Raw genomic sequence first — 20,054 nt, forward strand, 5'->3', positions numbered from 1 at the left:
ATTTTACACCTTAAATGTTTTTAAAAAGTGTCTGGCTGCTGAAGACAAATATTGATTTTTCATCCATATTATAGCTGTCTGTGTTTCTACAGAAACTAGTTCAATTTTCTTATAATTCAAATTTGAATTGGGAATAAGTCCAATAGCAGCCTCAGGTACAATAGCTGTTCCTATTCCAGTACTTGCCCACAATAATATTGACCTGACATCATCTCCTCTGCAAATAATTTTAGGTTCAAATCCTTCCTTACGGCATGCCTTAACTATAACATTTTCAAATCTCCTGTCTATTACTAGAAATTTATTTGCAAGCTCAGTCATCTCCATATAATTCTGTTTTTCATTCCAATTTAAACTGCTACTAGCAGCTACCATTGACTCCTTTGGTAAACATATAGATTCAAAAATTTCTCCATTAAATGGTGTTCGTATAATTCCAATTTCTATTATTCCACTCTTTAGTAAATCTAATATTCTATGAGTATCTCCATCCCATATTTGAAAATCAATGCCTGGATATTTTTTATAAAATTTCTGAATTCTATCTGGTAAAAGCGCTGCTCCTGAAGATGGTACTGTACCAATTGATAATGTTCCTTGGAGACCTTCATTTATATCTTTTAATTCTTTTTCAGTAGTTTCCATTAATTTTAACATTTGCTGGGCACGGTATTGTAATCTCTTGCCTACATCTGTTAACTGTATTTTATGAGTATTTCTCTCTATAAGCTTAACACCCAACTCCTCCTCAAGTAATTTCAATTGATAGCTAAGTGGAGGTTGAGCCATATATAGCTTTTCAGCAGCTTTCGTTATATTTTTCTCTTTTGCAATTGCAAGAAAGTATTTTAGCTGTTTGATGTCCATATAAACAATCACTTCCCAAATTATAGTTATATTTTATTAATATAATTGTAATACTTTTTATATATTTTTTGTATGTAATCTTCTTTGTTATAATTATACATGAAAATTTAACCACATTACATTCATAAAATATTTATTTATATTAGGGGGATATCAATGACTAACAACCTAATTTTTTTATGTATAATATGCTTTTTTTCAGCTGTTGTAGATTCTATATCTGGAGGTGGTGGAATAATAAGTTTGCCAGCTTTTTTACTAATAGGAATTCCTCCCCATCTAGCATTAGGTACAAATAAATTTACTTCTTGCTGTTCAACACTGTCCAGTTCAATTAAATTTACTCAATCTAAAAAGGTAGACTTTAAAATACTAAAGTATTTACTTCCTTTTAGTTTTATCGGGGCTACTTTAGGGGTAAATGTTGTACTTAGCATAAAATCACGTTACCTTAATGTAATAGTGCTTATATTATTACTATTTGTAGGGTTGTACAGCTTATTTTCTAAAAATATAGGACTTGAAGATAAATTTAAGCATATATCACCAAAGAATATATGTTTAGGCATTATTCTTGCTTTATCTTTAGGATTTTACGATGGTTTTCTAGGTGCTGGTGTAGGTACTTTCTTAATTTTCGGACTTGTAAGCATATACAAATTTGATTTTGTAAGAGCCAGCGGAAATTGTAAAATAATGAACTTTATAGGGAATGTTGCTTCTGTACTCGTATTTGCAATAAGGGGAGAAATTAATTATAAGATAGGTATCCCCATCGCACTATGCATGATAATAGGTGCAAATCTTGGGACAAGGATCGCTTTAATGAAAGGTTCTAAACTCATAAAGCCTATTTTTATTACCATGTCTTTAACTGTAGCGGTTAAACTACTTTATAGTATGGTACTATGATGCTATGAATTTTCTTATTGTAAGTAATAATAAAGAAGTTTATTGTCCATTAGCTGAAATTATTGAAAATAATGGCTTAGGTAAAATTATTCAAGGCAACCATTTGTTGAATTACGAAAAAGCAGATATACTTATTATGGAACTATCAAAGCCTGCTAACCGCAGCCTTGAAAGATTGTACAAATTAACTAATTTGTTTAGCGGCGAAATCATCATAGTTTCACAAATAAAGGATAAAGAAGTTATTGCCAAATCATATTCTCTTGGAATTGAATATTACATTGTTAAACCGATATATTCCTCTGAAGTAATAGAAATTCTAAAAAAAGTAATTAAACTTACACAATTTAAAAAATGTATAAAAAATGCTAAAAATATATTGAAGAATTTGAAATTTTGATTATATACAAAGCGAAAATTCTTTTCTACTATTGTATACACTAAGTTAAAAATCATATATAAATTTATTTTATTGCAACTTAACTAACTTTACAACGTAACTTAATAAGCTGGATGGTTTTTCTCCTTCATAAAAATAGTAAGATAAAACATCATCAAACCATATTACTACAATACTTAATACATACCAGTAAATACTGTTCTTTAAACATATTTGTCCCATAAAGTTAAATTTCTCTTGTGAATAGTCCCACAAATTGAAATGCAAATATAAGTTAAAAAATACTCCTGTAAGTAGTTCCACTATACAAATTAAAGAACCTCCCATTATAACCTGCTGCCACATTTTCAAATTATAATATTCAGGTCTATCATTCAAACTTCCAATTAATGCAGCACATAATCCTCCTATAGGAAACATCCAAAGGGAAGTCCATCCGCATAAACTCCATTTACAGATACCACTAAAACCTGTTAATGCACCACAGCATGCTCTGGAAATTATTTCTACATTTAAATAAATACTTCCAAATATAAAAAAATGGATTATCTTGTTCTTTTTATATTTCAAACAAAACACCTCTCATGTATAAGTCCATATACTAGTTTGTTCTATTTAATTTCTTATTATTACTTTTTGTGACACAAAAAAAACATCCCTAGCCTACTGTAAATATTGCTACAATAGACAAGTGGATGTTTCTATATTTAAAACCTGTAATTTTTCTCTGTCAAATTACACCCTAGCTTTACATTGAAAATTTTATAAAACTGGGAATTTAATCTTTTAAACAATTTTAAACCTCTGAACTATGCCATCTAAAGTTACTGCCAATGTATTTATTTTCTCTATAGATTCAACTATATTCTCAACAGCTGATTCTTGCTCCTCCATTATTGCTGCAACTTCTTCTGTTGATGATGATGACTTTTCTATTATTGCAGATATTTCTTCATTAGACCTAATCAAATGATCTTTGCCTTCATTAACCTCATTAATAGTACATTCTAAGTCTTCAATTTGAAGCATAGTATTAGAAATTGATTTACCGATAAATTGAAATGATTTCATGCATAATACCATTGACTTATTCACTTCCCTACCAGTAATTTTAGCTTCATCCATATTATCCTTATTTAAAGCTATTTCTTCTTGTATCTCGTTCAATATCTTGCCTATTTTACGAGTTTCATCAAGAGAACTATCTGCAAGTTTCTTAATTTCATCTGCAACAACTGCAAACCCCTTACCACTTTCTCCAGCCCTAGACGCCTCAATAGACGCATTTAAAGCTAAAAGATTTGTTTGCTCCGCAATAGAATTAATTGTAGACATAATTTCACCTATCAAATTTGATTTTTTGCATAACTTGTCTATATTACCGCCTAAATTTTTTGAGATCTTATCATTTTTGTTTAAATTCTCATTAAGTACTTCAATAGATTCACAACCTTGTGCCTGCATCTTTTTCATTTCTTCTGAATACTTTCCAAGATTAGAAATACTTAATACGGATTTTTCTATATTACTAGCAAGTAAATTTAGTTTGGAAAAGCTATTTTGTATTTTATCTACTTGTTCTCTAGTTCCTTTGGCTAGTTCATTAATAGTTTTCGTAATAACAGCAATAGAAGATGTTGTCTGTGATGAAGACACAGCCATACAATCCAAATATTGTACAATTTCTGTGGAATGTTGCTTTATCGTTTGGACTGTTTCTAATAGTTCCTTCCTAAGTAGCTCCAAACTGTTTCCCATAATACCTATTTCATTTTTATTAGATATTATAATATTTAAATTAGAACAATCATTTTTTGTTAAGTCTAACTTGGCCATTTTAGTAATAAAATCAGTTGCCACTTCTATTGGTTTAGATATTCTTTTTCCCATATATAACGCAGCAACTGTTGAAAATATTATTCCTATTATAATAGCTCCTAAAATTGTATATATTGTATTATCTAAACTCTTAAGTACTTCTTTATTAGGAACAATAAGCCCTACAATTTGCCCATTATATGCGGTATAATATGCAAATAACATTTTTTGCCCTTCAAAATTTATTTCAATAACCGATGACTTATTATTTTTTATTTTACTTATTACACTTTTATACTTTCCGCCATTCATAGTACCTAAATTATATTTAGATGTTATGCTTTTATCAACTATAAAAGTATAGTCGCTACTTAACAAAAATGCCCTGCCAGTATCATACACTCTTGTATTTAATATCAAGCTTTTTAGGCTCTCAAAAGACATATCTGCTCCTACTACCCCTACTAGTACATTATTAAGATATATAGGTGCAGTATATGATATCACATTTATGTTTCTTAAAGAATCAACATAGGGCTTAGACCATAGTCCTTTCCTTGATTTAATAGGATCATAATACCAGGACATCTTACTATCACCCTTTTTATAGTCTGCAAGTGTGTATAAATTTAATTTAATATTACCTTGATTTTTCACATTGTCATATTCATATCCTATATCATAAGTTTCATGTCCTCCTGTAAAATCTGGATCAAAATTCATATATAAATCTACTATATTTTTATTATTCTCACCTAAGCTTTTCATTAGTAGCCCTATATTATTTTCATATTCATTCATATAATTAGTATCATTTATCTTTGAAACATCTATACTCTGCAGAATTGCTTTTGACAGTTCATTTACTGTGCTTTCCATTTTAATGGGTTGTATAGAATATTCATTTCCTTTACTGGATGCTATATTCAGCAGCTTGTCAATTGCTTCCGATTTAATTACCTGTGTTGATTTTATAATGCTAATACCACCTACTATAATAGCAACTAAAATAAAACAAACTACTATAGTAGAAACTATTTTTGTTATGATTTTATTCTTCAACTCGAAACCTTCCTCCTTAACGGACTAAGTTCATTTCATGTACTTTTTTAAATTAATACCCAGTGAAATTTTAAATTTAAATCATTCCACTGGGTCAATTTGAAAAGGCTATATTCTATTTTACATTTATGATTGTAGTATCATAAACTCTCAATACATTTTAAACTGCTGGTTGTTGTTGTGTAATGCAGTGAATATTTCCTCCACCATATACTACTTCTCGAGTATTAACTCCAACTGCCTTACGTTCTGGGAACATAGCTTGAACCTGCTTCAATGCTAATGCATCATTTTCATCTCCATACTGAGGAACAATAACCCCACCATTTACAATTAAAAAATTCATATATGAAGCAATACAAATATCTCCATCTTCTCTTGGCATAGTTCCTTCAATGGCATCTATAGCAAAGTCACCTGAAATTGTAACTGGTTTTTCTGGTAAACACAATTTGTGAACCTTTAATTTACGTCCCTTTGCATCTGTTGCTTCACATAACGTCTTGTATGCTGCCTGTGCCTCTTCGTAGAATGGATTTTTCTTATCGTCTGTATAAATACAAGCTACTTCTCCAGGACGTATGAAACAAGCTACATCATCAATGTGTCCATTAGTTTCTTCTGGATCAATACCATCTTTAACCCAAATTACTTTTTCACAATTCAAGTAATCGCAAAGCTTTTTCTCTATTTCTTCTTTACTCATATGAGGGTTACGACCTTCACTTAACAAACACATTTCAGTTGTTATTACTGTACCTTCTCCATCTATATGGATTGAACCTCCTTCTAATACAAAACCTGTAGTTCTGTATGTATCAATTCCTTCAATTTCACATACCTTACGTGCTACTAAGTCATCTTGGTCCCAAGGGAAATAAAGTCCATCTACAAGGCCACCCCATGCATTGAATTCCCAGTCACATCCTCTAATTCCACCCTTATCATTAATTACAAAAGAGGGACCGCAATCACGGATCCAAGAATCATTACTTGCTATTTCAACTACTCTAATTTCTGATGGTAATTGCTCACGGCAATTTGCATATTGTTCTTTAGAAACACACATAGTAACTGGTTCAAACTTATTGATAGCTTTTGCTACTTCAGCGTATGCTTTCTGTGCAGGTTTTGCTCCATCTCTCCAGTTATCTGGTCTTTCTGGCCATAACATCCAAGTCCTTGTATGTTTTTCAAATTCTCCAGGCATTCTGTATCCATCCTGTTTTGGTGTTGTTCCTTCAATTCTTTTTGTCATAATTATAACCCTCCTAATTTTAGATCAATATTTTATGTTAATTATTGGTTTTGCTTTACTAGTTCTTCATTTTTAATTTTTTTCACTCTTATAAAAATTTCTTCAACTACATAACCTATAATAGCTCCTATTGTAATTGGCAATTTTGATCCAATGTCATCTGCAGACAATGGTATAGCCGTCAAGATGATAGCTATTATAGCTATTGTCATTGGAGCATATGCAGCTAGTTTAATAACAAAATTACTTCCACCAACCTTAAATGGTCTTTCCTTATCAGAATCAATTTTACGAAGCTTTAAGAAAGCTGGAAACATTGGTATATAGCTTGATAAAAACATAACTAAATTTAAGGCAAAAAAGCTCCAAAATAAATCTTGATTAGGTATAAATGGTGCAATTACAACAACAACAGTTGCAACAATACCATTCATTATAGATACTCCTATAGGCATACCATTTTTTTTACTTTTTCCAATAAATACTTTTGGCATATTTCCATCTTCTGCCGCATATTGAACTACATTATTAACACCTAATGACCATGAAATCATATTTCCAAACAATGTAAGCATAAATATAAAAGCCATAACTCCAATAAACATCCCAGTTTTTTGGCCCGTCAATATCTGAAGAGCATCAATCATTCCACTGCTTGTACTAATTTGAGATGTAGGTATTGCAGCACTAATACCAAAACTTGAAAATATATAGATTGCAGCTATAACAATACCACCGATAATAATTGCCTGTGGAATTTGCTTTTTTGGGTTTTCCATGCTATCTGTAAACGTACATACAACTTCAAATCCCAGCATATTAAATATTATTACTGAAATAAGTGATATACTCTTCATATCCAAAGTTGGTAAAAAGGACCTTACTGTAAATGCATTAGCCACACCATGTGTCATAGCGCCATAAATTCCTAGGCCTCCAAGTGTGAGTGCCAAAAGCATTTTTAGAACTGCTGCTCCATTAAGAATCCATACACTATCACTTACTGGATAAAAACTAATAAATACAACAATCCAAATAAATGCAAGTTCTATTATAATTGTTGGCAATGTTGGTATTGAAGTCCCTGTAATTATTTGTAAAATTTGAGGTATCATAACGGCCAAAGAAGCCATCCACAGTGGGAAATTAAGCCAGTAATACCAAGCTGTCCTAGATGCCATTCTATTTCCAAAAGCTCTCTTTACCCAATCATACATACCTCCTTGTCCCTCATAAGTCGTACCAAGTTCTACTGCTATTAATCCATAAGGTAATAAAAATGCCACTATAAGTAATATCCACCAAAAAAACTGCTGATTTCCAATTGCAGCTACAGGAGCAGCTGCTTCTGCTACAAATACTACACATATAACTGTTAAAATGACATCAAACATCCTAAACTTTTTTTTATCACTATCCATTTTAAATTTCTCCTTTCCTACTTTAATTTTCTCTTCACTTCTTGTTCTTATAAATTGTTTACAAATTGTCTTACATAACCTTTATTCATTACACTACATTCCGGAAATAGCATAATCTAGATTATCTTTAGGTCCTAAATTTTATTTTTCATATTACTACATTTAAATGTTTACAATATTTTTATTAAGCAATCTTCGTGCCAATAAAAAAAGCCTTGAATCGCGCCAATTCAAGCCTTTTTTTTATACTAATTTAAAAAATCATGTCAAAGTGACATAAAAATATATAAACACCGTATTATATCTAGGTTACTAGAATTAAAAATGCATTTCATATTGAAATATATGATAAAACTATATACTTTAAATATAAAATACAATATCATTTAATTGCATTTTACTGTACAAAAAATTAAAATTAGTATGTTATTATATTTTTCATGCTAATTTTAAATATAATAACATACTAATTTTTATCAAGAAACATTAATCATGTCGGGGGGCTCGAGATGATATTTAGCAATTTTTCTGTAAACTGATGACCTGCTTATTCCAAGAGCCTCTGCAACTCTAATCTTTCCAGCTTCATCCCATCCAAACCAATCTAGTGTTTTTCTAAGCACCTCCTTCTCCATTTCCTCAATTGGCACAATGCCCTCTGGCTTTATTCTTACTTCATTTTCTCCTATAAATTCATTTGGCAAACTTGCCTCAGTTATATAATTACTGTTTTCAAAATTCATTGCATATTCAATTACATTTCTAAGTTCCCTTACATTACCCTCCCACTTATGAATCTTAAATAACTTTTTAACTTTAGGACTTAAGCCAATTATATTTTTTTTAAACACCTTACAATACTTTTCAATTAAATAATCACTTATGAGAAAAATATCATCTTTTCTTTCTATCAAGCTGGGAATTTTAAAACATATTACATTTAGTCTATAATATAAATCTTTTCTAAAGCTACCTTCCTCTACCATCTTTTTAAGCTCTACATTTGTTGCTCCTATTATCCTAACGTTTACACCAACTTCTTTATTTGAACCTATTTTGCATATTTTCCTGTCTTCTATAACTCTTAATATTTTATTTTGCATAAACTGGCTCATATTTTCTATTTCATCTAAAAAAATTGTTCCTCCATCAGCTTCTTCAAACTTTCCAACTTTTCCATTGGAGTTTGCACCTGTAAAGGCTCCCTTTTCATAACCAAAGAGTTCACTCTCAAGAAGTGAATCAGGTATAGCACCACAGTTAACTACTATAAACTTCTTATTCCTTCTTGGTGAAATATCATGAATAGCTTTTGCAAACAGTTCTTTTCCCGTACCTGTCTGTCCCAATAAAAGAATGGTAGAATCGTATCTTCCAACTATTTTAACTTTTTCCTTGAGATTTAACATAACATCACTCTCACCAATAATTCTAGAAAGATACTTTCTTTCTTTACTATTTCCTGCATTTGCTTTCTTCTCAACAGTGCATAAAATATACTTTATTTTTTTTTCTTCTGTTAGATGTTTAATTGTATATGTAATACTGTCTTCTAGGTCAGTTAACTTCATTTCTTTATTTTTTTCGTCATCTTTATAAAAATCCTTTTCTATATCATCTATAAACTTTTCAATTTTGCTCATATCACTATAAGTATCAAAAACATTTCCGCATTTTTCATTGAAGTAAGCTGCATTTTTAATTAGATCAAAAAATATTACGCCTCTATCATACATATCCATGATATTAATATACTTATCAAGAATACTGTTATCAAAAGTATTTTTTTTATCATAATATTTTAAAGTAAACATATACAACATCCCTTTTTAGCTTAATTTTTAATTTATAAACTTATAATACTTTTTATAAGCAACATTTATACCAAATAAAAAAGCCCTATAAATATATGATTTATAAGGCTTTTCATTATATTAAATTATAAATTCATCTCAATTTGACATATCAATTTGAAATATCGTTTACACTATATTCAAGACCATACTTTATAACTTTTCTGTAAACTGATGATCTGCTTATTCCAAGAGCTTCTGCAGCTTTAATCTTTCCAGCTTCATCCCACCCAAACCAGTCTAATGTTTTTCTAAGTATTTCTTTTTCCATTTCCTCAATTGATATAATATCTTTTGGCTCTATTTTTACTTCATTTTCTCCTATAAATTCATCTGGCAAACTTGCCTCAGTTATATAATTACTGTTTTCAAAATTCATTGCATATTCAATTACATTTCTAAGTTCCCTTACATTACCCTCCCACTTATGAATCTTAAATAACTTTTTAACTTTAGGACTTAAGCCAATTATATTTTTTTTAAACACCTTACAATACTTTTCAATTAAATAATCACTTATGAGAAAAATATCATCTTTTCTTTCTATCAAGCTGGGAATTTTAAAACATATTACATTTAGTCTATAATATAAATCTTTTCTAAAGCTACCTTCCTCTACCATCTTTTTAAGCTCTACATTTGTTGCTCCTATTATCCTAACGTTTACACCAACTTCTTTATTTGAACCTATTTTGCATATTTTCCTGTCTTCTATAACTCTTAATATTTTATTTTGCATAAACTGGCTCATATTTTCTATTTCATCTAAAAAAATTGTTCCTCCATCAGCCTCTTCAAACTTTCCAACTTTTCCATTGGAGTTTGCACCTGTAAAGGCTCCCTTTTCATAACCAAAGAGTTCACTCTCAAGAAGTGAATCAGGTATAGCACCACAGTTAACTACTATAAACTTCTTATTCCTTCTTGGTGAAATATCATGAATAGCTTTTGCAAACAGTTCTTTTCCCGTACCTGTCTGTCCTAATAAAAGAATTGTAGAATCGTATCTTCCAACTATTTTAACCTTTGCCTTGAGATTTAACATGACATCGCTCTCACCAATTATTTTAGAAATATGAGGATTTTTTCCGATATCTTTTTTATTGGACTTCCTTTCAATGGTACATAAAATATACTTTATCTTTTTTCCTTCTATTAAATGTTTAATTGTATATGTAATATCAGTTTCTAAATCTATCAAATTTACTTCTTTATTTTCTCTATCATCTTCATAAAAATCTTTTTCTATATCATTTATAAACTTTTGAATTTGGCTCATATCACTATAAGTATTAAAAATATTTCTGCATTTTTCATTGAGGTAAGCTGTATTTTTAATTAAATCAAAAAATATTACGCCTTTATCATACATATTCATAATATTGATATATTTATCAAGAATACTGTTATCAAAAGTATTTTTTTTATCATAATATTTTAAAATGAACATATACAATCACTCTTTTCTTCTAATTAGCTTTATAATATCATAATTTTCTACAAATTTCTACAAATATTAAAATTCACTTTTAATTACATTTTACTTAATCATTTGGTATAGTTTATGCTTCATTATTTAATTTGAAGGAGTGATTTAAATGAAAATAATTGATTCACATTTACATTTTTCAAATATTAATAGTTTTAAAGAAGCAGCCTTAAACTTATCAAAAGTAAACTACTCCAGTGCAGGATTAAAGGAGGAATTTGAAAAAAGCCATGTAATCATGGGCATAGGTATGGGATTAACAGAAAAAGAAATCGGAGGATTTCCAGATTTAAATTCTGATAATCCTATGGATTTAAATCTAGAAGAAAAAATACCTGATAATCTAGTTTACTGTTTAGGAATTAATCCACAAAAATTGAATAATGAAGAACTATCAAAAATTGAAGAAAGAATTAAAAATAGTAAAGTAGTAGGATTAAAAATTTATCCGGGATATTATCCTTATTATGTTTGGGATAAAATATACGACCCTATATATAAATTAGCTTCATCTTATAAAATACCAGTTGTCATCCATGGCGGTGATCCATATTCAAGCAAAGCCCTTGTAAAATATTCTCATCCAATACACATAGATGAACTTGCAGTAAGTCATAGAGATATAAATTTTGTTATTGCTCACTTTGGAAACCCCTGGATAATGAGTGCTGCTGAAGTGATATATAAAAATTCCAATGTTTATACTGATCTTTCAGGACTTCTAGTAGGGAATCAAAATGATATTGAGACATTTAAAAATGACAAGTATTTTATCCAGCATATTCAAAGAGGAATTACATTTATTAAAGTTATTCCAAATTGGTATGAAAAATTTCTATTTGGAACAGACTGGCCTTTGGTACCTATAAAAAATTATGTTGAACTTATAAAGTCCCTTTTTGATGAAAAATTTTATGATTATATTTTTTATAAAAACACTTTAAAAGTATTTCCTAGATTAAATATCTTTTTTAAGTAAATGTTATGAGTATTTAACTCATAACATTTACCTATTCTATTCTCAATGGGACTATATTCTTATTGAAAATAACTACATTTAACATTATTATAAGAGTATCACAATATTAAATACACTAGAAGATCCGGAGGGATAGAATGAAAAAATCGAAGCTTAAATCTGATAAAGTAATAACATTTTATGAATACATAATAAAAAGATTCTTATTTATAATAATCTTATGTGTAGCATTAACATCAGTAATTTATTATGTATATTGTACAAACATAATGATAAATGATACAAAGGATGCCCTAAAAAAGGTTGCAGTAGCATCTCAATATATTATAAATGGAGACGAACACGAAAAAATAACTACTTATACTTCAAAGCAATATAAAGATATGTGTAATATTCTTACAGATTTTAGACGTAAAAGTAATGTGTCTGATGTATACACTATGATAAAATCAGATGACTCACATACAAAGTTCGTACTTGCTTCCTATGATGCACAATCAACCTTTATGAAAGACTATATGTTTAATGATAAAATGAAGTCGGCATACTACAATGGGAAAGTTACAGTTTTAGATACTCCTATTACTGACCTTGAGGGCACATTTTATTCGGCATATGCTCCTCTTTATAATTCCAAGGGAAAAGTAGTAGCTTTAATTGGAGTAGATATATCAGCTCAGCAAATAATAAATTTAAAACATAAAATATTTATAACATTTATTTTATTGTTTTTACTAACCTGTTTAATTGGAATACTTATTAGTTATTTCTCTGTTAAGCCTATAAATAAGGTTATAAAATCATTAAATGGGCTTGTATTAAAAGTTTCACAGGGTGATTTCTCCTCAGACTTTGATGAATCTATTATTAAAATCAAAGAGATAAAAGATTTTACTCATACTATTAACACTATGAATAAGAACATAAGCTTTCTAATAAAAATAGTTTCTGAAAATTCCAGAGAAATTGAATTAAAAGCAGAGAAATTGAACTCTTTAGTAGATAAAGTAAATTTATCTGCTCAAGTAATTACATCAATAGTTGAGGAAATGGTTTATACCTACGAAAACATAAGAAATTTTACTATAGAAACTATAAGAAAAAATAAAAATAATTATACAACAAATCTTGAAAAAACTTATACTGGTTTTAAAAACTTAGTTGACAATTTCAATGAAGAAATTAAAAAAGTTACTGACAATTTTAATAAGCTGAAACTTGTATGCTTAAATAATACAAAAAGCCCTGATACAAAACTTATTAAAAAGTATATGGATAATCTTGATAACGAATTAGAAGAGATAAATAGTATGTTTAATCTGTCATTAGATATTTTACATGAACTAAATGCCAATGATATAAGAAATAATAAATTATCGGAAAACGAACTATTTAATTATAACAATAAAATAATTGAAAAGTTTGACAAAGTCAACAGTGCTAATGTTTACATATCTGATGGCATAAACGATCAGGCAAAAGCAATTGAGGGAATCCTCGAAGAAATAGTAAATTTAAAAGAGATTTCAAATAATTTAAATAAGAACCTTAAAAAGATTAACTACTATAAGAAAAACTAATAATTATATTTAGGCAGTATTAAAAAGTACCATATAAATTTCCAAACTGGAATTTTATATGGTACTTTTAATCTAGCAAATGTTTTAATAGATCTTATTACAAAGTAATTACTGTACCACTAAGGCCTTTCATAGCAAGTGGTGCCTTTTCTAAAGAAGCAATTACTGATTTTCTCCCAGCTTTACTAGTCGCAAACTGAACTGCAGCCTCTACCTTAGGAAGCATACTTCCTGGTGCAAAATGGCCTTCACTAGCTAATTTTTTTGCCTCTTCTACGGATATTTCTTTTAGCTCCTTCTGATTTGGCTTTCCATAATTAATAGCAACACGATCAACTGCTGTTAAAATAAACAGATAATCTGCATCTACAAGCTCTGCCAATTTCGCAGAGCCAAAATCTTTATCGACAACTGCTGGAATTCCTTCATAATCACCATTTTCATTTAAGACAACAGGAATACCACCACCACCACAGGCAATTACTATAAATTCATGGTCAAGCAAGTTTAATATAGAATCTTTTTCTACAATATCAACTGGCTTAGGGGATGCAACCATCTGCCTGTAACCCCTGCCTGCATCTTCTTTCATTACTAATTTAGGGTCTTCTTCCATCATCTTTAATGCCTCTTCTTTTGAATAAAATCCTCCAATTGGTTTTGTAGGACATTTAAAAGCATTATCCTTCTTATCTACTAACATTTGTGTTACTACAGTTGCCACATGCCATGGCATTCCCTGCTTCTTTAGTTCTTTTTTTAAACCCTTTTGTAAATGATATCCTATATACCCCTGACTCATAGCGGTACACTCTGGTAGCTCAAACTTTGCAACTTTATCATTGTTAGCTGAAGCAATATCAAGTGCCAGACTAATCATTCCTACTTGAGGACCATTGCCATGACTTATAATTATTTCATGCCCCTGTTTGATTAATCCAATTAAAGATGGAGCTGCATTATCTATCATTTTTTGTTGTTCTATTGGAGTTTTTCCTAAAGCGTTTCCCCCAAGGGCAATTACAATTCTTGACATATTTTTTCTCCTTTATTTGTACAAATTTCTATAGATAATTGTTCCTACTAGCCAATAGAATTTAGAACTACTTCCAATTCAGCTCTAGCCTTCATTTGTGCAACTTTATCTTCTTTTTTTGCATTTTGGTTTAAGAAATATACAAGTAATCCTCTCATAGCTGTCAATCTGTTTTCACCTTCATCAAACACGATAGAATAATCAGCATCTATTACTTCATCTACTACCTCTTCTCCTCTTGTTGCAGGTAGGCAGTGCATAAATTTTACATTAGGACTTGCTTTTGCCATCATCTCTTTAGTTACTTGATATTTAGGATAGAATATTGCCATTCTGTCTTCTTTAGAAAGTTCAGCATCATATAAACCATACCAAACATCAGTATAAACAAAATCTGCATCCTTTAATGCTTCATCTTCATTATCTGTAATCAATAATGAACCACCAGATACTTTACAATTCTCTTCTCCAATCTTAGTAAGTTCTTTCTTTAATTGATAACCTTTTGGTCCATATTGAACGAAATGCATTCCTAATTTAGTTGTAATAAACATTAAGGAAGCACATACCTGAGTAGCATCTCCTACAAATACAACTTTACAATCTTCTAATTTCTTTCCTTCTGGTAAATGTTCTGTCATAGTACAAATGTCTCCCATTTCCTGGGTTGGATGGTTGTAATCAGACATACCATTAATTACTGGTACTGTAGCATTTTTTGCAAGATCAACTACACTCTTATGTCTGTCTACACGTGCCATAAGAATATCTACTAATCTAGATAAAACACGGCTTGTATCCTCGATAGTTTCATGTCCTCCCAATTGAATCTGACCTGGAGCTAAATACTGGGCATGTCCACCAAGTTGTTCCATTGCTGTCTCAAAAGATACCCTTGTTCTAGTTGAACTCTGTTGAAAGATCATTCCTAATGTTTTATGTTTAAGTAACTGTGGATAATATCCATTCTTGATACATCTTTTCAACTTTAAGGATAAGTTAATAATATCCATCAATTCTTCCTTTGTAAAATCATTTGTGTCTATAAAATCTTTTACTGCCATTTTTTCTTCCTCCTAAAAATTAATGTTTTGTTATGAATTTTTTATTACTACTTGTAAAAGTTTTCTCACATAACTATTTAGCAATATCCATGCCAAAAATTAATTATAAGGAAATGGCTATTTTACTGAAATACCATACTTGAAATATTAAATAATTTATTTCAATTTGGGATATGTCACAAAAATTTACTGTGTTTAAATCAGTTTCTATATTTCAAAATGACATATACCTTTTATATATTAGAAATAGTACGCAAGTTTATTTGACATAACAAGAAAATCTATATCAAGTAAAAACTTTTTCGTGTTATTAAAAATAATTAAAACATATTTAAAGATTTCATAAAGTTAAACTTCTATTATGAATAGTCTCACAAGCTAAAATGCTCCTTGTAAATAATTTCACTATACAAAAATAAAGCCTAGAATAACTTTTATGCTATCTAGGCTCAAAATATCACATTTAAGGTAAATAAAATATTTTCTTCAAATCTACACTTTTAGGACTGTTATCTTCATTAGTTTCCATTATATCTTTCATATACTTCCACCACTTTTGACAAATCTCAGTATTTGCCATTTCATTGTATGATTTTTCATCTCTAGCTTCAACATATGAAAACAAATATCCTGTTTCCTCATCTAAAAATATAGAATAATTATCATAGCCATGCTTTTTTAATTCTTCTTTCATTTCAGGCCATATTTCATCATGCCTTTTTTTATATTCATCATAACAATTCTTATATAACTTCATTTTACAAGCTTTTCTAATCATATAACAATCCCCCACCTATAATATTTACATTATACTATATAGACATATTCATTTCTTTTTCAATTTGTTTTAAGCTCTTACCAGATGTCTTAGGGGCAAATACTATGCCAACTATCATACTTACTAATAAGAAAGCAGTCATGGTTAAAGCTAATCCCTGAAATCCCAATGTTGCTAATGTTGGTACGAAGAAACTCCAAAATCCAAGTCCAATACGTACAATTGAGAACATAATTCCCTGTGCTGTAGATCTAAATCTTGTAGGGAAAAGTTCACTTGACCATAATTGAAAAAATGGCTGCTGTGCCATACCCTGTCCAATGCCCCAAAGTATAACGTATGATAGAGAAATAACAAAATTTAATTTGAAGAATGCAAACAACGCCATAGAGGTAACGTTTACTATAGCCCCTATAAAAAATGTCCACTTTCTACCTTTGGAACTATCGCTAAAACGCATAAATATAGTTACTGTTGTAAATACAGATATTGCAAATTCCAGACATTGAAGTCCCACACTAGTTGCTTGGGATTGGGATCCAAAATTTTGAAGAATATATGGTAAGAAAAATCCTCCAGTTCCTGCTACCAAATTCCACAATCCATACATAGCTACAAGAAAAATAATTGACTTTAAATTTTGACCTTTAAATAAGCTGGATACACTAACTTTTTCACTTTTATCTATGTTCTTTAACTTTTTCTGTTCTTCTTCCCATGTCTGAGATTCTGACATATCATGACGCATTAACCATGTTATAAATGCTATTACTATAAGATGTAAAAATACTATTCTAGCTCCCCATATACCCAAAGGAGTTAATATAAATGATAAAGCTAATGTGCAAACAGGCCCAAGTGACCACAAAGCTTGTGCCAAACCTCCATGTTTTCCTCTTGAATCTGCCGGTGCCTGCTCTGCAATTAATGTCCATGATGCTGGTATATCTGCTCCAACAGCCAATCCAGCCACTATATATCCCAAAAACAACATCCATGGTTTTACAGCACAAACCAATATAAACATACCTATTATATATACTAAAAGATCATAAGCATATATCTTTTTTCTTCCAAACTTATCGCAGATTCTTCCTCCTATAAGTGCTCCTACCCCGGCAGATATTGCATTAGAACTTATAGCTCCTAATAGTCCAACAGTTGTATTACTCAAGTGAAATTGGGCTGCCCAAAGAGTCAATGCACTTGCGCCAGATACAATAGAACCTGAATCCAAGTAATTAGCCAAAGCTGCTGATATGGTCCATCTCCAGTGTTTTCTTTTTTCAGAAACTTCCATTACATAACATCCTCCCCGTTTATTAAAATTATTGATTATTACACTTTCATGAGAACATCTTCCAAAATAAAATATGTTCTCATGAAATAATTTTTCTAAAAAACGTTTTTATTTTAATATTCCATCTCTCACGATAACTTTAAATTCCCTTGCAAGCTCTTTTAACTGTTCGTCAGTTAATTCTTGTTTAATCTGACCACATGAATGAACTTTAACGTAAACTTCTGCTGCCTTTTCTACAGTTTCAATTAGTCCAAAAGCTTCATCTACAGTAGAACCTGTCCCAAATATGCCATGATAAGGCCATATAACTAGACGATATTCTTTCATTTTTTCAGCAGTTTTTCTTCCTATTTCATCACTTCCGGGCACCATCCACGGTAATATACCAACACCATCTGGGAATACAACAAGACACTCCGTACACATTTTCCATAATGTTTTAGTAAAAGTTGCTTCATCCAATTCATGAACAAATGTCATAGTTATAACATTTGTAGCATGTGTATGTATAACTACTCTATGACTTTTGTCAATTTTCAACCTTTCTATATGACTCATAAAATGGGCTGGCAGCTCACTTGTAGGACTTGATCCATCCTCATATCCCCAAAGAACGTATATACTATTTCCATTCTCTGAAACCTTTACTATTCCCAAATTTGTTTCTGGAGAATCAATCACATTTTTAAAATACTTACCTGTTCCTGTAACTAAAAATATCTTGTTTGCCAATTCTTTTACCGGGAAAGATAATTTGATTTCCCTTGTGAATTTATTTGTATCAATATATTTACTTACTTCATCATCATAAAGCAAATAGCTTATATTTCCTCCATTTCGTTCATCCCATCCCATTCTCCACATATTATAAGTAACTTTCATCATTTCTTTTAAAAATGGGGCTTCTAATATTTTATTATTACAGCATTTGTTATCCAATGTAATCATTCCTTTCAACTATTTCCTCTTAACTAATACATTCTTTTCATATTGTTTTACTTCATCAAACCATTCTTCACGTACAGGGACATCCATTTTTTCACAGTAATAATCCCATACATCGGAAAATGGATATGATTTAAATTCCTCTAATAACACAATTCTTGAAGTATAATCTTTTTCTAATTCCAATTTCTTTAATAATTCTGTAGGTTCCAGCATAGCCTTAAGCAGTGCCTTTATCATATTTCTTGCTCCAATAACCCATGCTGCTATACGATTTACGCTTCCATCAAAGAAATCCAATCCTATATGAGTTCTCTTTATTAAATCATTTCTAACAAGTTCATGGGCAATTTCTTCAAGTTCATCACTCATTATAACTATATGGTCACTATCCCATCTAACTGGTCTGCTTACATGTAATAACAGTTCATCAGTAAACATCAAAACTGATGATATTTTATTTGATATAGTTTCTGTTGGGTGAAAATGTCCAGCATCCAGGCATATTGCCTTGTTATTTTTAATTGCGTATCCCATATAAAATTCATGAGAACCAACTACATAACTTTCTGATCCTATCCCAAATACTTTACTTTCAACTGCATCCAAATTGTATTTTTCATCTACGTTCTGAGAAAATATTTCATCTAAAGAATCCTTCAATCTCTTTCTCGGTTCCAACCTATCTATTGGAGTATCCTTATATCCGTCTGGCACCCAAATATTAGTTACACATTTTTGTCCAAGTTCTTTTCCAAAATACTCTCCTATTTTCCTGCATGCCATACAATGTTTTATCCAAAAATCTCGAATTTTTTTATCAGGATTACTTAGTGTAAATCCATCTTCAGATTTTGGATGAGAAAAACATGTGGGATTAAAATCGAGTCCCAGTCCATTTTCTTTAGCCCATTTAACCCAGCTTTCAAAATGCTTGGGTTCTAATTCATCTAGTTCAACTTTTTCATGGGTGTCTGCATATATTGCATGCAAATTTACCTTATGCTTTCCAGGAATTAATGCAAGTGCCTTTTCTATATCATTTCTAAGTTCTAATACGTTTCTAGCTGCTCCAGGATAATTTCCTGTAACTGATATTCCTCCAGTTAATTCTTGGTCTTTGTTTAAAAATCCTCTGACATCATCTCCTTGCCAACAGTGCAGCGATATTTTTATTTTGGATAGCTTGTCCAAAACCTTATCCACATCAATGTCATATTTACCATATAATTTTCTAGCCTCACTATATCTCGTTAATATACTCTGATTCATATTCTTACCTCCATAAA

Annotated in this window: 17 protein-coding genes; 4 read left to right on the top strand and 13 right to left on the bottom strand. The window is 30.2% G+C overall.

What is annotated here, in order from left to right; all coding sequences use genetic code 11:
• Positions 1 to 3: 3 nt before the first annotated feature.
• Positions 4 to 867 (bottom strand): LysR family transcriptional regulator, encoded by an 864-nt coding sequence (locus CLCOS_RS18885; protein WP_063601214.1) that lies wholly within the window; start codon positions 865 to 867, stop codon positions 4 to 6.
• Positions 868 to 1,023: 156 nt separating this feature from the next.
• Between CLCOS_RS18885 and CLCOS_RS18890 the strand changes: the two genes are divergently transcribed.
• Both CLCOS_RS18890 and CLCOS_RS18895 read left to right on the top strand, forming a co-directional pair.
• Entirely contained in the window at positions 1,024 to 1,779 is a 756-nt protein-coding gene (locus tag CLCOS_RS18890) for a sulfite exporter TauE/SafE family protein (protein WP_063601215.1), read from the top strand.
• Between the two features lie 4 nt (positions 1,780 to 1,783).
• A complete protein-coding gene (locus CLCOS_RS18895) occupies positions 1,784 to 2,179 on the top strand; it encodes a response regulator (RefSeq protein ID WP_013240810.1) in 396 nt (131 codons plus the stop codon).
• A 69-nt stretch (positions 2,180 to 2,248) separates the two neighbouring features.
• On the opposite strand, the gene CLCOS_RS18900 is transcribed toward CLCOS_RS18895, so the two are convergent.
• The 6 genes from CLCOS_RS18900 to CLCOS_RS18925 all read right to left on the bottom strand — a co-directional run bounded on the left by CLCOS_RS18900 (position 2,249) and on the right by CLCOS_RS18925 (position 11,041).
• Entirely contained in the window at positions 2,249 to 2,749 is a 501-nt protein-coding gene (locus CLCOS_RS18900) for a putative ABC transporter permease (RefSeq protein WP_013240811.1), read from the bottom strand.
• Positions 2,750 to 2,965: 216 nt separating this feature from the next.
• A complete protein-coding gene (locus CLCOS_RS18905) occupies positions 2,966 to 5,059 on the bottom strand; it encodes a methyl-accepting chemotaxis protein (RefSeq protein WP_063601216.1) in 2,094 nt (697 codons plus the stop codon).
• A 160-nt stretch (positions 5,060 to 5,219) separates the two neighbouring features.
• Positions 5,220 to 6,317 (bottom strand): agmatine deiminase, encoded by a 1,098-nt coding sequence (gene aguA, locus CLCOS_RS18910; RefSeq protein WP_013240813.1) that lies wholly within the window; start codon positions 6,315 to 6,317, stop codon positions 5,220 to 5,222.
• A gap of 41 nt (positions 6,318 to 6,358) precedes the next feature.
• Positions 6,359 to 7,738: an APC family permease gene (locus tag CLCOS_RS18915; protein WP_063601217.1), complete on the bottom strand. Its 1,380-nt coding sequence runs from the start codon at positions 7,736 to 7,738 to the stop codon at positions 6,359 to 6,361.
• Positions 7,739 to 8,214: 476 nt separating this feature from the next.
• Entirely contained in the window at positions 8,215 to 9,552 is a 1,338-nt protein-coding gene (locus tag CLCOS_RS18920) for a sigma-54 interaction domain-containing protein (protein ID WP_063601218.1), read from the bottom strand.
• Positions 9,553 to 9,703: 151 nt separating this feature from the next.
• A complete protein-coding gene (locus CLCOS_RS18925) occupies positions 9,704 to 11,041 on the bottom strand; it encodes a sigma-54 interaction domain-containing protein (RefSeq protein ID WP_063601219.1) in 1,338 nt (445 codons plus the stop codon).
• A 148-nt stretch (positions 11,042 to 11,189) separates the two neighbouring features.
• On the opposite strand from CLCOS_RS18925, the gene CLCOS_RS18930 reads away from it, so the two are divergent.
• A complete protein-coding gene (locus tag CLCOS_RS18930; protein ID WP_063601220.1) occupies positions 11,190 to 12,059 on the top strand; it encodes an amidohydrolase family protein in 870 nt (289 codons plus the stop codon).
• 137 nt (positions 12,060 to 12,196) lie between these two features.
• Positions 12,197 to 13,639: a HAMP domain-containing protein gene (locus tag CLCOS_RS18935; protein ID WP_063601221.1), complete on the top strand. Its 1,443-nt coding sequence runs from the start codon at positions 12,197 to 12,199 to the stop codon at positions 13,637 to 13,639.
• Positions 13,640 to 13,736: 97 nt separating this feature from the next.
• On the opposite strand, the gene arcC is transcribed toward CLCOS_RS18935, so the two are convergent.
• The 6 genes from arcC to rhaA all read right to left on the bottom strand — a co-directional run bounded on the left by arcC (position 13,737) and on the right by rhaA (position 20,037).
• Positions 13,737 to 14,675, bottom strand: a complete 939-nt coding sequence (gene arcC / locus CLCOS_RS18940) for a carbamate kinase (RefSeq protein ID WP_063601222.1) — start codon at positions 14,673 to 14,675, stop codon at positions 13,737 to 13,739.
• A gap of 47 nt (positions 14,676 to 14,722) precedes the next feature.
• Entirely contained in the window at positions 14,723 to 15,739 is a 1,017-nt protein-coding gene (ptcA, locus tag CLCOS_RS18945) for a putrescine carbamoyltransferase (RefSeq protein WP_013240820.1), read from the bottom strand.
• A 463-nt stretch (positions 15,740 to 16,202) separates the two neighbouring features.
• A complete protein-coding gene (gene rhaM / locus CLCOS_RS18950) occupies positions 16,203 to 16,517 on the bottom strand; it encodes an L-rhamnose mutarotase (protein WP_063601223.1) in 315 nt (104 codons plus the stop codon).
• Positions 16,518 to 16,551: 34 nt separating this feature from the next.
• Positions 16,552 to 17,817 carry an MFS transporter gene (locus tag CLCOS_RS18955; protein ID WP_013240822.1) on the bottom strand — a complete coding sequence of 422 codons (1,266 nt, stop codon included), beginning with the start codon at positions 17,815 to 17,817 and terminating at the stop codon, positions 16,552 to 16,554.
• Between the two features lie 108 nt (positions 17,818 to 17,925).
• The gene (rhaD, locus tag CLCOS_RS18960) at positions 17,926 to 18,768 is read right to left on the bottom strand and encodes a rhamnulose-1-phosphate aldolase (RefSeq protein ID WP_063601258.1); all 843 of its coding nucleotides are present in this window, start codon (positions 18,766 to 18,768) and stop codon (positions 17,926 to 17,928) included.
• 9 nt (positions 18,769 to 18,777) lie between these two features.
• Positions 18,778 to 20,037 (bottom strand): L-rhamnose isomerase, encoded by a 1,260-nt coding sequence (gene rhaA, locus CLCOS_RS18965; protein WP_063601224.1) that lies wholly within the window; start codon positions 20,035 to 20,037, stop codon positions 18,778 to 18,780.
• Between the last annotated feature and the right edge of the window lie 17 nt (positions 20,038 to 20,054).

The sequence above is a fragment of the Clostridium coskatii genome (assembly GCF_001675205.1).
Taxonomy (GTDB): domain Bacteria; phylum Bacillota; class Clostridia; order Clostridiales; family Clostridiaceae; genus Clostridium_B; species Clostridium_B ljungdahlii.

Bases quoted from the DNA above. Each gene is read 5' to 3' on its own strand.
- rhaD (WP_063601258.1), bottom strand. From the start codon at position 18,768: ATGATTACATTGGATAACAAATGCTGTAATAATAAAATATTAGAAGCC.
- CLCOS_RS18930 (WP_063601220.1), top strand. From the start codon at position 11,190: ATGAAAATAATTGATTCACATTTACATTTTTCAAATATTAATAGTTTT.
- aguA (WP_013240813.1), bottom strand. From the start codon at position 6,317: ATGACAAAAAGAATTGAAGGAACAACACCAAAACAGGATGGATACAGA.
- arcC (WP_063601222.1), bottom strand. From the start codon at position 14,675: ATGTCAAGAATTGTAATTGCCCTTGGGGGAAACGCTTTAGGAAAAACT.
- CLCOS_RS18925 (WP_063601219.1), bottom strand. From the start codon at position 11,041: ATGTTCATTTTAAAATATTATGATAAAAAAAATACTTTTGATAACAGT.
- CLCOS_RS18885 (WP_063601214.1), bottom strand. From the start codon at position 867: ATGGACATCAAACAGCTAAAATACTTTCTTGCAATTGCAAAAGAGAAA.
- CLCOS_RS18915 (WP_063601217.1), bottom strand. From the start codon at position 7,738: ATGGATAGTGATAAAAAAAAGTTTAGGATGTTTGATGTCATTTTAACA.
- ptcA (WP_013240820.1), bottom strand. From the start codon at position 15,739: ATGGCAGTAAAAGATTTTATAGACACAAATGATTTTACAAAGGAAGAA.
- CLCOS_RS18920 (WP_063601218.1), bottom strand. From the start codon at position 9,552: ATGTTTACTTTAAAATATTATGATAAAAAAAATACTTTTGATAACAGT.
- CLCOS_RS18955 (WP_013240822.1), bottom strand. From the start codon at position 17,817: ATGGAAGTTTCTGAAAAAAGAAAACACTGGAGATGGACCATATCAGCA.
- rhaA (WP_063601224.1), bottom strand. From the start codon at position 20,037: ATGAATCAGAGTATATTAACGAGATATAGTGAGGCTAGAAAATTATAT.
- CLCOS_RS18935 (WP_063601221.1), top strand. From the start codon at position 12,197: ATGAAAAAATCGAAGCTTAAATCTGATAAAGTAATAACATTTTATGAA.
- CLCOS_RS18895 (WP_013240810.1), top strand. From the start codon at position 1,784: ATGAATTTTCTTATTGTAAGTAATAATAAAGAAGTTTATTGTCCATTA.
- rhaM (WP_063601223.1), bottom strand. From the start codon at position 16,517: ATGATTAGAAAAGCTTGTAAAATGAAGTTATATAAGAATTGTTATGAT.
- CLCOS_RS18890 (WP_063601215.1), top strand. From the start codon at position 1,024: ATGACTAACAACCTAATTTTTTTATGTATAATATGCTTTTTTTCAGCT.